The following is a 13,275-nucleotide window of genomic DNA, read 5'->3' on the forward strand; positions in this document are numbered from 1 at the left end:
ATCAAGGGAGATCGCGTCATGACCCAGGCGCCGACACGGACCGGGGAGCCCAAGGGGTTCCGGAGTGCCGAGCTGGGCTGGCCGGAGCTGGACCGCATCCCGCATCCGCCGCGCCGGATCCCGCTGCTCGGTGACGTGCTGGGCGTGAACCGGCGCACTCCGTTGCAGGACTCCCTGCGCTACGCCCGCCGACTGGGGCCGGTGTTCCGGCGGAAGGCGTTCGGCAAGGAGTTCGTGTTCGTCTGGGGTGCCCGGCACGCGGCCGACCTCGCGGACGAGTCGCGGTTCGCCAAGCACGTGGGGCTCGGCGTGGCCAATCTGCGGCCGGTCGCCGGGGACGGCCTGTTCACGGCGTACAACCACGAGCCGAACTGGCAGCTGGCCCACGACGTGCTCGCCCCGGGGTTCAGCCGCGAGGCCATGGCCGGCTACCACCCGATGATGCTGTCCGTCGCGCGGCGTCTGACGGAGCACTGGGACCGGGCGGCGGAGGCGGGCCGGACGGTGGACGTGCCCGGCGACATGACCAAGCTGACACTGGAGACGATCGCGCGCACCGGCTTCGGGCACGACTTCGGTTCGTTCGAGCGGTCCCGGCCGCATCCCTTCGTGACCGCGATGGTGGGCACGCTGACCTACGCGCAGCGGCTCAACACCGTGCCCTTCCCGCTGGCTCCGCTGCTGCTGCGGAGCGCGAGCCGCCGCAACGCGGCCGACATCGCCCACCTCAACCACACGGTCGACGAACTGGTCCGGGCCCGGCGCGCCACCGGAAGCGGCGACGGGGACCTGCTCGACCGCATGCTGGAGACGGCCCACCCCGACACCGGGGAACGGCTGGCACCGCGGAACGTCCGCCGTCAGGTCATCACGTTCCTCGTCGCCGGGCACGAGACGACCTCGGGCGCGCTCTCCTTCGCCCTGCACTACCTCGCTCGCCACCCCGAGATCGCCGCGCGGGCCCGCGCCGAGGTGGACCGGGTGTGGGCGGACGCGGCGGAACCGGCCTACGAGCAGGTGGCCAGGCTGCGCTACGTCCGCCGGGTGCTGGACGAGTCGCTGCGGCTGTGGCCCACCGCGCCCGCGTTCTCCCGGGAGGCCCGGGCGGACACGGTGCTGGCCGGGGAGCACCCCATGCGGCGCGGGGCGTGGGCGCTGGTGCTGACGCCGATGCTGCACCGGGATCCTGAGGTGTGGGGCGCGGACGCCGAGCGGTTCGACCCCGACCGCTTCGACGCGCAGGCCGCACGGTCCCGGCCCCCGCACACCTTCAAGCCGTTCGGGACAGGGGCTCGGGCGTGCATCGGGCGCCAGTTCGCGCTGCACGAGGCCACGCTGGTGCTCGGGCTGCTGCTGCGGCGCTACGAGCTGCGGGCCGACCCGGCCTACCGGCTGCGCGTGACGGAACGGCTGACGCTGATGCCGGAGGGCCTGCGACTGCGCCCGGAGCGCCGCACCGCGGTGCGGGAGCCGGCCTCAGAGCTGCGCTGTCCAGTGCCCGGGGCGGGTGACTGACCCGGGCAGCCGGGTCCCGGCACTCCCCCGGGCCGCGTTCAGCTGCGGCTGGGTGAGGAAGAACGCCCCGGTCAGGTCGGCGTCCGTGAGGTCCGCGTCGCGCAGGTCGGCACCGATCAGGTCGGCTCCCCTCAGGTCCGCGCCGGTCAGGTCGGCGGCGATGAGGTAGGCGCCGCGGAGACTGGCACCGCGCAGGTCGGCGCCCCCGAGCCGGGCGCCCATGAGGTCCGCACCCCGGCGGTCCTTCCTGCGGCCCTTGGCGCCGGCCCTGGCCAGCTCGCTCGTCCTCAGCAGCAGGACGTTGACCTCCTGGCGATGGGCCGCCACGTCCAGTCCGGCGAGCTCCTCCGGTGTCCCGCGGGTCAGCTCCTCGGTCTTCTCCAGGATCTTGCGCAGCTCGGCGTGTACGGGGCGGGCCGCGGGCAGGGTGAGCGCCTCGGTCAGGTACCACAGCAGTTCGTGAAGCTGCCGGACCACCGGGAACACGTCGAACATGTGCCGGGCGCGCTCCGGCGGCCCGCTCCGCCAGTCCTGCCCGCCGAAGGTGATCTGCGAGACCTGCTGCCCGGCGCCGAAGCAGTCGTAGACCGTGCAGCCGGAGAACCCCTTCTGCCGCAGCCTGGCGTGGATGCCGCAGCGGTGGTCGTCCTGGAGGTTGCGGCAGGGCGTGCCGGCGGCCTTGTCGACCGCGAAGTCGGCCGAGGCGGCGAAGGGCAGGGCGACGCAGCACAGCCCGAAGCACCGCTCGCAGTCGCCGCGCAGTTCCGCCTGCTCAGCCTGGTGATCTCGCATGCCGTTCAGCATACGGAACGGAACCCGATGGGTGAGTTCCCGTCACACCGCCGGCCCGGGTGCCTCCAGGCGCTCCAGCCGCTGAGGGTCGGCCAGGATGTACATGCCGGTGATCCGGCCGTCGGCGATCGTGACGCCCATGACCGACCGGACGCGGCCCCCGGACGCGTCGACCACCCCGACCGAGCCGTTGACCAGCACCAGCTGAGCGGCCTGCGCGTACCGGGCGAACAGGAGCGCCTGCTCCGCCACCGTCTTCGCACCCTGGACGACCTTGGACACGGCCGCGCCCCGCACGAGCGCTCCCGAGTCGGCCCGCAGCACCACGTCCGGGTGCAGCAGTTCGAGCAGCGCCTCGAAGTCACCGCCGCGCGAGGCGGCCAGGAAGGCGTCGAGCACCTGCTTCTGCCGGCCGAGGTCCGGCTCGGCGGACGGCGTGGCGCCGCGCACCCGGCGCCGGGCGCGGCTCGCCAGCTGACGGGTCGCGACCGGGCTGCGCTCCACGATCGGCGCGATGTCGTCGAACGGCACGGCGAACATGTCGTGCAGCACGAAGGTGAGCCGCTCGTCGGGTGCCAGGTTCTCCAGCACGACGAGCAGGGCCAGGCCCACGGAGTCGGCCTGGAGCACCTCCTCCGCCGGGTCGAGGTGCGCAAGGGGCCGCAGCACGGGGTCCGGGACGAAGGCCCGCACGGTGTCCTGGGTGTCGCCCATCGGCTCCTCGCGGCGAGCGGCGCGCGAGCGCAGCAGGTCCAGGCAGACCCGGCCGGTCACCGTGGTGAGCCAGCCGCCGAGGTTCCGGATGTCGTCCGCGTCGGTGCGGCCGAGCTTCAGCCATGCCTCCTGGACGGCGTCCTCCGCCTCGGAGAGCGATCCGAGCATGCGGTAGGCCACCGCCTTCAGATGGCCGCGGTGCTCCTCGAACCGGTCAGCCAGTTCCTCGCTGCGTGTCATGGTCTCCCCCGTCGTCTGCCGGTCATCTGCCGAAGAGCTCGAACGCCACCGCCGGCCTGCCCCCGAACCGCTCTCCCATGGCCTCGGCGTGCCCGGTCAGGAAGCGGCGGACGTAGGTCTCCGGATCCTCGTCGGTCAACACCTCGATGTAGCTGCGGTGTTCCAGCAGCGAGGCCACCGCGCGCTCCAGGCCGGCTGTCGCGTCGACGGCGTGGGTGGGGCTGCTGGAACCCGCGACGGCTACCCAGCGCACCCCGTCCCAGGGGTCGAGGCCCTGCTCGACGAGCTCGGGGAAGATCCACCGGTTGCCGGCGTCGCCGGCCGCGTCGAGCGTGGCCCGGCCGACGGCCACGTGGTCCGGGGTGTTCCAGGCGACGCCGCCCCAGGTGTCGCGGTGGTTGAGCGTGATGACCAGCTCGGGCCGGTGCCGGCGGATCGCGGCGGCGATGTCGCGGCGCAGGCCGGTGCCGTACTCGACGACCCCGTCCCTGTGGTCGAGGAACTCCACCTCCGAGACGCCGACCACCGCCGCGCTCGCCCGCTGCTCCCGCTCCCGCAGCGGCCCGCACCGCTCGGGTTCGATCGTGTCGATGCCCGCCTCGCCCCGGGTCGCGAGCACGTAGGCGACCTCGCGGCCCTCGTCGGTCCAGGCCGCGACCGCCGCTGAGCAGCCGTACTCGAGGTCGTCCGGGTGCGCCACGACCGCGAGGGCACGCCTCCAGTCGCCGGGCATGGGCTGCAGTCGAGTGGTCGTCATGTCCGCAGACTATTCCGCGCCACCGGCAGCACCGGGCACACGGCACGGCATAGGCCTCGGCATCACGCCTCGTCCCGCACGAGCGCGAGCAGCCGGTCGAGGACGCGGGGGCCGCCGGTGCGGATGCCGTCGTGCTCGAACTCGTCCGTGATCCAGGTGCGCAAGCCGCGGATGGTGCGGGCGGTGCGCAGGGAGTGGGCCGTGTCGACGTACATGTCGTCGTGGTAGACGGCCGCCACGACCGGTACCTCGTTGGCGGCGAGGCGGGCCGGGTCGTACAGGGGGGTCCAGTCGGTGCGGGCGGCGAGCAGGTCGGCGGTCTCGCGCAGCGGGCGCAGGGCCGGGTCGCAGTCGAACATCCACGGATGAATCGATTCTCCCGTGAACAGCAGGGGCTCGTCACCCGCGAGGGCCTTGGCGGCGTCGAACTGCGGGAACTCGGCGCGGACCCGCTCGGCCGACCAGGCGGTGGGCCGGGCGTCCTGGCCGTAGATCGACTCGTGGATCAGGGCGTACAGCGGGTGGCGGGCGTAGGACAGCATGGCCTGCACCTGCTCCTGGAACGCGTCGGAGAGCGTGAAGCCCTGCGGGGTGCGGACGAAGGCGTTCTCCAGGAGGTAGTGCAGGCGGTGGGTGCCGTCGCCGGTGCCGAGGACGATACCGAGGGACTGGAACGCCTCGACGGTGAGCCGGTAGCCGTTCGGCAGGACCACGTCGTGCGTGAGCAGGTGGTCGGCGATGCGGCGGGCGCGTTCGGCGTCCTGCGGGTAGCGAACGTAGTGGGCGGTGACCTTGCGTTCGATGCGCGGGAAGGCGGCCCGGTAGACGTCGTCGGCGTGCGCGTCCAGGGAGGGCAGCCCGCCGGTGATCACGGCGGTGGCCAGGCCCTCGGGGGCGAGGGACAGGTAGCTGGTGGCGCAGAAGCCGCCGAAGCTCTGGCCGAGGACGGTCCAGGGGGCGCCGCCGGTGACCTCGGCGCGGATGGCCTCGCCGTCGCGGACGATCGAGTCGGCGCGGAAGCGCGTGAGGTAGTGGGCCTGCTCGGCCGGCCCGCCGCGCAGCGGGAGGGTCTGGCGGTTGGCGGGTGTGCTGTGGCCGGTGCCGCGCTGGTCGAGGAGCAGGACGCGGTACTCCTTCAGGGCCCTGCCGAGCCAGCCGGGCCTGCCGACCGACCGGTCCGCGCCGAAGCCGGGCCCGCCCTGGAGGTAGAGCAGCCACGGCAGGTCCTGGTGCGCCTTGTCGCTCGCGACGACCTCGCGGGCGTACAGCTCGATCGTCTCGCCCTCGGGACGGTCGTGGTCGAGGGGGACGGTGAAGCGGCGGTCGGTGAGGACGACTCCGGGCTGGCGGTAGCTGATGGTCAACAGGGCTCCCGGGACGGACGGACTTTCGGACCGCGTCCCAGTTCATCACAGCAATCGTCGACGGGTGAGCCCTTCGATCATGAAACCTTGCTGAACGGCCGTTCAGGCTCAGCGCGCGGACAGACTGGAGCGGCGGACCACCAGCTCGGGCTGGAGGACGACCCTGCGGTGCTCGTGCGGCCGGGCCGCGCCGTCCTCCTCCGTCTCCTCCAGGAGCAGGTCGGCGGCCATGGCGCCCATGGTGACGGCGGGCTGCCGCACCGAGGTGAGCGGGACGGCCGCCGCGGCGGCGAACTCGATGTCGTCGTAGCCGACGATGGCGAGGTCGTCGGGGACGCCGACACCGGCCGCGTACATGGCCTGCAGGACGCCGAGGGCGAGCAGGTCGTTGGCGCAGAACACGGCGGTGGGCCGGTCGGCGAGGCCGAGCAGCCGGGCCCCTGCGTCCCGCCCGGCGGCGACGTCCAGCCGCTCGGTGGGCAGCTCGCGCAGCGCGTCGGGGCCGAGCCCGGCCTCGGCGAGCGCTTCGAGGGCGCCGATACGGCGGTCGCGTACCTGGTTGAGGCCCGGCGGGCCGCTGACGTAGGCGAGGGAGCGGTGCCCGGCGTCGACGAGGTGGCGTACCGCGAGGGCGCCGCCCGCCACGTCGTCGACGGAGACCGAGCACTCGGTGGTGCCCTCGGCGACCCGGTCGACCAGGACGAACGGGATGCCGTGCCGCCGGAACGCCTCGATGTTGCGGCCGGTCGCGTCGGCGGGGGTGAGGAGCACGCCCCGTACCCGCTGCTCGGCGAAGAGCGACAGGTACTCGGCCTCCTCGCCCGGGTTCTGGGCGCTGTTGCAGACCATCACGCCGAGTCCGGCCCGGCGGGCGGCGCGCTCGGCGCCGCGCGCCACGTCGACGAAGAAGGGGTTGCCCATGTCGAGGACGAGCAGCCCCATGATGCGGCTGCGGCCGGCGCGCAGCTGGCGCGCCGACTCGCTGCGGACGTAGCCGAGCCGGTCTATCGCGGACAGCACGCGGGCCCGGGTCTCGGTGGCGACCGTATCCGGGCGGTTGATCACGTTCGAGACCGTGCCGACGGAGACTCCGGCGACGCGGGCGACGTCCTTGATACCCACCGACTGGGCCATCGGGCAGGGACCTCCAGAGGGAGACGGGGGGCGGCGGCCGGGGCGGCATCACACTACCGGCACGCCGCCCCGGGCGGTCGTGGTCAGGCGGGCAGCCGGAAGTTCAGCGAGCGGAGCGCCGAGGGCGTGGTACCGCTGGACTTCTCCTGGTACATGACCGACAGGAAGTTGTCCTGCGCGATCCGCATCTCGTCGATCACGACCTCGCCGAAGGCGTTCAGCCCGGCGGCGACGCCGTCGTACAGGACCGTCCAGTCGGTGTACCCGGACGCCTTGGAGGCTCCGGCGATCCGGCAGAAGGGGAAGATCGCGTACGCGTTGTCGTACTTGTCGAGGATGAGCTTGGTGCGCTGGCTGGAGTTGAGCGGCACCGGTATCTCGGTCTTCTGCCAGGCGCCGGAGGAGTTCTTGCGGACGTGGAAGGCACGGCCGTTGGCGGTGCGGTTGGCGACGTAGTTCGTCGTGCACTGGCCGAAGCGGCCGGGGACGTAGCTGATGATGGCGTGCGGCAGACCGGCCGAGTCGGTGAACTGGGCCTCCTGGTTCATCAGCGAGTGGTCCGGGTTGAGCGGGTCCACGACCAGGCCGGCGTCGGTGACGGAGACCCGGTCGGAGGTGCCGGTGGTGCCGACGACGGTGCCCGCGTTGTTGCGCCAGGTACGGCCGCGGTCGTCCGAGTAGACGTAGCCGGTGTCGTGGTTGGTGATGCCGCCCCTGTTGCACATCACGGCGCCGTTCTGCTCGCGCCAGGTGAAGAAGGAGTGCAGGCGGCCGTTCCTGTCGTAGTCGATGCCGTGCAGGTACATGTTGCGGGCCGTCGAGGAGCCGTGCTCGCTGCTGTAGGTGCCGGTGGAGCTGCTCCACTCGCCGAGGTTCCTCCAGGACGTGCCGTCGTACTCCGCCAGCGCGTTGCGGCCGTTGCCGGAGACGGCCACGCGGTAGCTGAGCTGGAGCTTGCCCTCCGGTGTCGAGATGAACTGCGGGTAGGTGAACTGCGAGGTGAGCGCGAGCCCGTCGAGGGTGGACTGGGGAGCGCCGAAGCGGCTCGCGGTCCAGCTCATCCCGTCCGGGTTGTCCATGAGGCCGGCCACCGACTTGACGTAGGTGAAGCCGTCGCTGTGGGAGTCCATGTTGAGGTGCAGCCGGCCGTCGACCTCGGAGATGCCCATGGAGATGACGTTGTGGGAGTCGTTGTACCGCAGGGTGTGGCCGACCTTGACGGTCTGCCAGGTGCTCGAGGGGAACTTGCGGCGGCCGACGACGGCGTTGCGGTCGGCGGTGTACCACACGGCGTACTGGTAGCCCTTGTAGGTCAGCAGGCCGTTCTTCTGGAACGCGTTGTTGTTGACCAGGCCGTCGTAGGAGACGAAGAAGATGGCCTGGGAGTCGAGCAGGGTGCCGCCGGTCGGGGTGACCGAGGGGCCCGGGTCCGCGGCCCGGGCGGTGCCGGAGCCGAGGGCGGGGGTCACCACGGCACCGGCGAGGGCGGCGCCCAGCAGTGTGCGTCTCTTCATCTCAGGGGACTCCGTTGTCGTGTGAGGTGGGGAAGGGTGGGGGTCCAGCGGGATGTGCCTCAGGCCGGGGGAACGCGCGAAGCTCCGGGGGTGGCGCGAATCGAGGTGTCCCCCGCGCCGGGGGGATCAGGCGAGGTGGAACACCTCGGTGAGCGGCTTCATGGCCTCGTCGGGCCGGGCGCCGTCCAGCGACTCGAAGAACGGCGCCATCTCCGCCTGCCAGCGGGCATTGACGTCGGTGGCTTCCATTCCGGCCTGGGCGGCGGCGAAGTCCTCGGTCTCCAGGTAACCGACGAGCAGTCCGTCCTCGCGCAGGAAGAGCGAGTAGTTGTGCCAGCCGGTCTCCGAGAGCGCCTGGAGCATCTCGGGCCATACCGCGGCGTGCCGCTCTCGGTACTCGGCGAGACGGTCCGCCCGGACCTTCAGCAGGAAGCACACGCGCTGCATCAACAGTCCTTTCTCTGATCAGAAGGCGATCGGAACGCGATTACATACCGGTCAGAAGTTGAACTGGTCGATGTTCTTCGCATCGAACACGGTCGGCTTCCCCAGGCTGATCACGCCGTCCTTGCCGATGGTGTACTCACCCATGGAGCCGGCCTTGAACGTCTCGCCCTCCTTGCCGGTGATCTGCCCGGAGGACAGGGCGACGGCGGTCCGGGCGGCCAGCTCGCCGAGCTTGGCCGGGTCCCACAGCTCGAACGCCTCGACGGTGCCGTTCTTGACGTACTTGCGCATGTCGTTCGGGGTTCCGAGACCGGTCAGCTTGACCTTGCCCTTGTACTTGGAACCCGACAGGTACTGGGCGGCGGCCTTGATGCCGACGGTGGTCGGGGAGATGATCCCCTTCAGGTTCGGGTACTCCTGGAGCAGGCCCTGGGTCTGCTGGAAGGACTGCTGGGCGTCGTCGTTGCCGTACGCGGTCTTCACCAGCTTCATGTTCTTGTACTCGGGCTTCTTCAGCTCGTCCTTCATGAAGTCGATCCAGGTGTTCTGGTTCGTCGCGGTCTGCGCGGCGGACAGGATCGCGATCTCGCCCTTGTAGCCGATCTGCTTGGCGAGCAGCTGCACCTCGGTACGGCCCAGGTCCTCGGCGGAGGCCTGCGAGACGAAGGCGTTGCGGCAGTCGGGCGTGGTGTCGGAGTCGTAGGTGACGACCTTGATGTCGTTCTTCATGGCCTGCTTGAGGGCGGTGCACAGCGCACCGGGGTCCTGCGCGGACACGGCCATCGCGTCGACCTGCTGCTGGGTGAGGGTGTTGACGTAGGAGACCTGCCCGGCGGTGTCGGTCGCGCTGGACGGGCCGACCTCCTTGTAGCTGGAACCCAGCTCCTTCAGCGCCTTCTCGCCGCCCTTGTCGGCGCTGGTGAAGTAGGGGTTGTTGACCTGCTTGGGCAGGAACCCGACGGTGAGCCCCTTCTTCAGTTCGGCGTTCGGGTCGGCCTTGCCGGCGGTGGCGGCGGAAGCGCCCTCGTCGGCGACGTCCTTCTTGGTGGTGCCGCCGCAGGCGGTGAGCGCGAGCGCGAGGGAGGTGGCGGTGGCGAGAGCCGCGCAGCTGCGGCGGAGGGTTGACTTGCGCATGGCGATGGTCCTTTACGAGGAAGGGCTGGGTTACGAGGTGGGAGTCGAGGCGGCTCTGCGGCCCGCCCGCGCTGTGGAGATCTGCCGTACGACCCGGGGGCCGAGCACGGACAGAACGAGCAGGACCCCGGTGACGACGATCTGGGACTGGGCGGACACGTCCTGCAGGCTCATCACGTTCTGCAGCGCGCCGAGGAGGAACACCCCGGCGATCGCGCCGCCCAGCGTGCCCTTGCCGCCGTCGAAGTCGATTCCGCCGAGCAGTACGGCGGCCACGACGGACAGTTCGAGGCCGGTGGCGTTGTCGTAGCGGGCGCTGGCGTAGTGCAGCGCCCAGAAGATGCCGGTCAGGGAGGCCATCAGGCCGGTCAGGGTGAACAGGATCAGCTTCTGCCGCTTGACCCGGACGCCGGCGAAGCGGGCGGCCTCCTCACTCGCGCCGATCGCGAACAGCGACCTCCCGAACGGTGTGGCGTGCAGCGCGACCACGGCGATGGCGAGCAGGACGAGGAACGGCAGGAAGGCGTAGGGGATGAAGGTGTCGCCGATGCGCCCGGCCGCGAAGTCCAGGTACGGGGCCGGGAAATCGGTCACCGCGTCGGACCCGAGCACGATCTGCGCGATGCCCCGGTAGGCGGCGAGGGTGCCGATGGTCACGGCGAGGGACGGCAGCCCCAGCCTGGTCACCAGCAGGCCGTTGACCAGCCCGCACACCACACCGAGGAGCAGGCAGATCGGGATGATCGTCTCGATGGCCATGCCCTGGTTCCACAGGGCGCCCATCACGGCACCGGACAGACCCGCCGTGGACGCTACCGACAGGTCGATCTCCCCGGAGACGACCAGCAGCGTCATCGGCAGGGCGATCAGCGCGATCGGCAGCGTGTTGCCGATCAGGAACGACAGGTTGAGCGCGTTGCCGAACCCGTCGACGAACCCGAAGGAGAACAGCAGGACCACGACGAGCAGGGCGCCGACCGCGGTGTCCCACCTTTTCACGGCGGACCAGCGGACCCCTCGGCTCAGGGAGATGTCAGCCATGGCGGGCGTTCCTCTTCTTCAGGGCGGAGGCCACGCGCAGCGCGACGACCCGGTCGACCGCGATGGCGAGGATGAGCAGGATGCCGTTGATCGCGAGCACCCAGACGGAGCTGACGCCGAGGGCGGGCAGCACACTGTTGACGGAGGTCAGCAGCAGCGCTCCGAGGGCCGCGCCGTAGACACTGCCGGAGCCGCCGGTGAAGACCACGCCGCCGACCACCACCGCGCTGACGACGGTCAGTTCGTAGCCGTAGCCGGTGCCGGAGTCGACGTTGCCGAACCGGGCGAGGTACATCGCGCCGGCGAGTCCGGCGAGGGCGCCGCAGAAGGTGTACGCGGCGAGGATCCGCTTGCGGACGGGGATGCCGGCGAGTCGGGCTGCCTCGGGGTTGGAGCCGAGCGCGTACAGCTCGCGGCCGCTGGCGAAGTGCTTGAGGTAGTAGGCGGTGGCGATGAGGACCGCCAGCGCGATCAGCGCAAGGTACGGCACCGCCGAGATGCCGCCGGAGCCGAAGTCGACGAATCCGCCGGGCAGATCGGCCGCGGTGATCTGGCGGGAGCCGACCCAGATGGAGTCGATGCCGCGGATGATGTAGAGCGTGCCGAGGGTGACGACGAGCGCGGGCACCTGGCCGAGGCTGACGAGCAGTCCGTTGAGCAGTCCGAAGCCGATGCCGAGCAGCACCGCCAGGGCGATCGCGACGACCGGGTTGCCGCCGTCCTGGAGGTAGAGGCCGGCGGCGAAGGCGCTGATGCCGAGCGTGGAGCCGACGGACAGGTCGACATTGCGGGTGATGACGACGAGGGACTGGCCGGTGGCGACGAGCACCAGGATGGTCGCGTTCAGCAGCAGGTCCTTGATGCCCTGCTCGGACAGGAACGCGCTGTTGCCGGCCTGGGTGACGCCGATCATCACCAGGAAGACGAGCAGGATGGCGAGTTCGCGCATCTTGAAGACACGGTCGACCAGGCGGGTGCCGCTCGACGTGGGCGCATCGGCCACGGGGGCTTCTTGCGGAGTGACGACCGTCATGCGGCGGCCCTCCCGGTGGCTGCGGCCATCACGGTTTCCTCGGTGGCGTCGGAGCGTGGGATCTCTGCGGTGAGGCGGCCCTCGTGCATCACCAGCACGCGGTCGGCCATGCCGAGGATCTCGGGCAGGTCGGAGGAGATCATCAGAACGGCCACCCCGTCGGCGGTCAGTTGCGACAGCAGCCGGTGCACCTCGGCCTTGGTGCCGACGTCGATCCCCCGGGTCGGCTCGTCGACGATCAGCACCTTGGGACCGGTGGCGAGCCACTTGGCGAGCACGACCTTCTGCTGGTTGCCGCCGGAGAGCGTGTTGACGGTGTCGGCGATCCGGGCGTACTTGACCTGGAGCTTGACGGCCCAGTCGAGGGAACGGCTGCGCTCGGCGCCCCGGTCCACCAGCCCGGCCCTGACGGTCGTGCGCAGGCCGGTGAGCCCGATGTTCCGCTCGATGGACATGTCCATCACCAGGCCCTGGGCGCGCCGGTCCTCGGGGACCAGGGCGAGTCCGGCGGCCATGGCGGCGGACGGCGCGCCGTTGACCAGGGCCTTGCCGTGGACGGAGACCTCGCCGGCGTCCCAGCGGTCGATGCCGAACAGGGCCCGGGCGACCTCGGTGCGCCCGGCGCCGACGAGTCCGGCCAGGCCGACGATCTCGCCGTGCCGGACGTCGAAGGAGACATCGGTGAAGACGCCCTCGCGGGTCAGCCGGCGCACGCTCAGGGCGACCTCGCCCGGCTGCACGTCCTGCTTGGGGTAGAGCTCGTCGAGGTCGCGCCCGACCATGCGGCGCACGAGGTCGTCCTCGGTCATGCCGTCCAGCGGCTCACTGGCGATCCAGGCGCCGTCGCGCAGGGTGGTGACCCGCCGGCAGATCTCGAAGATCTCCTCCAGCCGGTGGGAGATGAACAGCACGGCGGCGCCCTGCTCGCGAAGGGTGCGGACGACGCCGAAGAGGCGGGCGACCTCGCTGCCGGTGAGCGCGGCGGTCGGCTCGTCCATGATCAGGACGCGGGCGTCGAAGGAGAGGGCCTTGGCGATCTCGACGATCTGCTGGTCGGCGATGGACAGGCCGCGGGCGGGCCGGTCGGGGTCGAGTTCGACACCGAGGCGCTGCATGAGGGCGGCGGTCGCGTTGTGGGTGGCCCGGTGGTCGATCCGGCCGAGGGCGCGGCGCGGCTGGCGGCCCATGTAGATGTTCTCGGCGATCGACAGGTCGGGGAAGAGCGTGGGCTCCTGGTAGATGACGGCGATGCCGGCGTCACGGGCGTCGCCGGGTCCGTGGAAGGCGACGGGCGCACCGTCGAGCAGCACCTGGCCGGCGTCCGGGCGGTGCACCCCGGCGAGCGTCTTGATGAGGGTGGACTTGCCGGCACCGTTCTCACCGGCGAGTGCGTGCACCTCCCCGGGGAACAGCTCCAGGGAGACGTCCCGCAGTGCGCGGACCGCCCCGAAGGACTTGGAGACGTCCCTCAGCGCGAGAACCGGGGCCGGACCCGTGGTGGACGGGTGGGTCATGAGGGCTCCTCGACGACGCCGGCGGGTCGGCCCTCTCGGCGTCGTGAAAGGTTTCAACTGGGTTGCCGGGACGTTA

12 protein-coding genes are annotated in these 13,275 nt (G+C 71.2%); 1 reads left to right on the forward strand and 11 read right to left on the reverse strand.

Annotated elements, in window-relative coordinates:
- Positions 1 to 18 precede the first annotated feature (18 nt).
- Positions 19 to 1,515: a cytochrome P450 gene (locus ACFU3E_RS17810; RefSeq protein ID WP_384158417.1), complete on the forward strand. Its 1,497-nt coding sequence runs from the start codon at positions 19 to 21 to the stop codon at positions 1,513 to 1,515.
- Here the strand turns inward: ACFU3E_RS17810 and ACFU3E_RS17815 are convergent.
- From ACFU3E_RS17815 to ACFU3E_RS17865, 11 genes are all read right to left on the reverse strand, one after another.
- The gene (locus ACFU3E_RS17815) at positions 1,477 to 2,307 is read right to left on the reverse strand and encodes a pentapeptide repeat-containing protein (RefSeq protein WP_384158419.1); all 831 of its coding nucleotides are present in this window, start codon (positions 2,305 to 2,307) and stop codon (positions 1,477 to 1,479) included. The genes ACFU3E_RS17810 and ACFU3E_RS17815 overlap by 39 nt on opposite strands.
- Before the next feature lie 42 nt (positions 2,308 to 2,349).
- Entirely contained in the window at positions 2,350 to 3,261 is a 912-nt protein-coding gene (sigJ, locus tag ACFU3E_RS17820) for an RNA polymerase sigma factor SigJ (RefSeq protein WP_384158422.1), read from the reverse strand.
- A gap of 22 nt (positions 3,262 to 3,283) precedes the next feature.
- Complete coding sequence (locus tag ACFU3E_RS17825) at positions 3,284 to 4,018, reverse strand: PIG-L deacetylase family protein (RefSeq protein WP_384158425.1); 735 nt, start codon at positions 4,016 to 4,018, stop codon at positions 3,284 to 3,286.
- 62 nt (positions 4,019 to 4,080) lie between these two features.
- Positions 4,081 to 5,382: an alpha/beta fold hydrolase gene (locus ACFU3E_RS17830; protein WP_384158427.1), complete on the reverse strand. Its 1,302-nt coding sequence runs from the start codon at positions 5,380 to 5,382 to the stop codon at positions 4,081 to 4,083.
- Positions 5,383 to 5,490: 108 nt separating this feature from the next.
- Positions 5,491 to 6,516 carry a LacI family DNA-binding transcriptional regulator gene (locus tag ACFU3E_RS17835; RefSeq protein ID WP_384158431.1) on the reverse strand — a complete coding sequence of 342 codons (1,026 nt, stop codon included), beginning with the start codon at positions 6,514 to 6,516 and terminating at the stop codon, positions 5,491 to 5,493.
- 83 nt (positions 6,517 to 6,599) lie between these two features.
- Positions 6,600 to 8,030: a BNR repeat-containing protein gene (locus tag ACFU3E_RS17840; protein WP_384158434.1), complete on the reverse strand. Its 1,431-nt coding sequence runs from the start codon at positions 8,028 to 8,030 to the stop codon at positions 6,600 to 6,602.
- Positions 8,031 to 8,156: 126 nt separating this feature from the next.
- On the reverse strand, positions 8,157 to 8,477 hold the full coding sequence (locus ACFU3E_RS17845; protein ID WP_384158437.1) for an L-rhamnose mutarotase: 321 nt from the start codon (positions 8,475 to 8,477) through the stop codon (positions 8,157 to 8,159).
- Positions 8,478 to 8,528: 51 nt separating this feature from the next.
- Positions 8,529 to 9,611 carry a rhamnose ABC transporter substrate-binding protein gene (rhaS, locus tag ACFU3E_RS17850; RefSeq protein WP_384158440.1) on the reverse strand — a complete coding sequence of 361 codons (1,083 nt, stop codon included), beginning with the start codon at positions 9,609 to 9,611 and terminating at the stop codon, positions 8,529 to 8,531.
- Positions 9,612 to 9,641: 30 nt separating this feature from the next.
- On the reverse strand, positions 9,642 to 10,652 hold the full coding sequence (locus ACFU3E_RS17855) for an ABC transporter permease (RefSeq protein ID WP_384158443.1): 1,011 nt from the start codon (positions 10,650 to 10,652) through the stop codon (positions 9,642 to 9,644).
- Positions 10,645 to 11,685: an ABC transporter permease gene (locus ACFU3E_RS17860; protein WP_384158446.1), complete on the reverse strand. Its 1,041-nt coding sequence runs from the start codon at positions 11,683 to 11,685 to the stop codon at positions 10,645 to 10,647. Before ACFU3E_RS17860 ends, ACFU3E_RS17855 begins: the two co-directional genes overlap by 8 nt.
- Positions 11,682 to 13,199: a sugar ABC transporter ATP-binding protein gene (locus tag ACFU3E_RS17865; RefSeq protein ID WP_384158449.1), complete on the reverse strand. Its 1,518-nt coding sequence runs from the start codon at positions 13,197 to 13,199 to the stop codon at positions 11,682 to 11,684. Before ACFU3E_RS17865 ends, ACFU3E_RS17860 begins: the two co-directional genes overlap by 4 nt.
- Positions 13,200 to 13,275: the final 76 nt, after the last annotated feature.

It is taken from the genome of Streptomyces sp. NPDC057424, assembly GCF_042803315.1.
GTDB lineage: Bacteria > Actinomycetota > Actinomycetes > Streptomycetales > Streptomycetaceae > Streptomyces.

Excerpts from the sequence above, each read along its gene's own strand:
- ACFU3E_RS17810 (WP_384158417.1), top strand. The coding sequence starts at position 19 with ATGACCCAGGCGCCGACACGGACCGGGGAGCCCAAGGGGTTCCGGAGT.
- ACFU3E_RS17815 (WP_384158419.1), bottom strand. The coding sequence starts at position 2,307 with ATGCGAGATCACCAGGCTGAGCAGGCGGAACTGCGCGGCGACTGCGAG.
- sigJ (WP_384158422.1), bottom strand. The coding sequence starts at position 3,261 with ATGACACGCAGCGAGGAACTGGCTGACCGGTTCGAGGAGCACCGCGGC.
- ACFU3E_RS17825 (WP_384158425.1), bottom strand. The coding sequence starts at position 4,018 with ATGACGACCACTCGACTGCAGCCCATGCCCGGCGACTGGAGGCGTGCC.
- ACFU3E_RS17835 (WP_384158431.1), bottom strand. The coding sequence starts at position 6,516 with ATGGCCCAGTCGGTGGGTATCAAGGACGTCGCCCGCGTCGCCGGAGTC.
- ACFU3E_RS17840 (WP_384158434.1), bottom strand. The coding sequence starts at position 8,030 with ATGAAGAGACGCACACTGCTGGGCGCCGCCCTCGCCGGTGCCGTGGTG.
- ACFU3E_RS17845 (WP_384158437.1), bottom strand. The coding sequence starts at position 8,477 with ATGCAGCGCGTGTGCTTCCTGCTGAAGGTCCGGGCGGACCGTCTCGCC.
- rhaS (WP_384158440.1), bottom strand. The coding sequence starts at position 9,611 with ATGCGCAAGTCAACCCTCCGCCGCAGCTGCGCGGCTCTCGCCACCGCC.
- ACFU3E_RS17855 (WP_384158443.1), bottom strand. The coding sequence starts at position 10,652 with ATGGCTGACATCTCCCTGAGCCGAGGGGTCCGCTGGTCCGCCGTGAAA.
- ACFU3E_RS17860 (WP_384158446.1), bottom strand. The coding sequence starts at position 11,685 with ATGACGGTCGTCACTCCGCAAGAAGCCCCCGTGGCCGATGCGCCCACG.
- ACFU3E_RS17865 (WP_384158449.1), bottom strand. The coding sequence starts at position 13,199 with ATGACCCACCCGTCCACCACGGGTCCGGCCCCGGTTCTCGCGCTGAGG.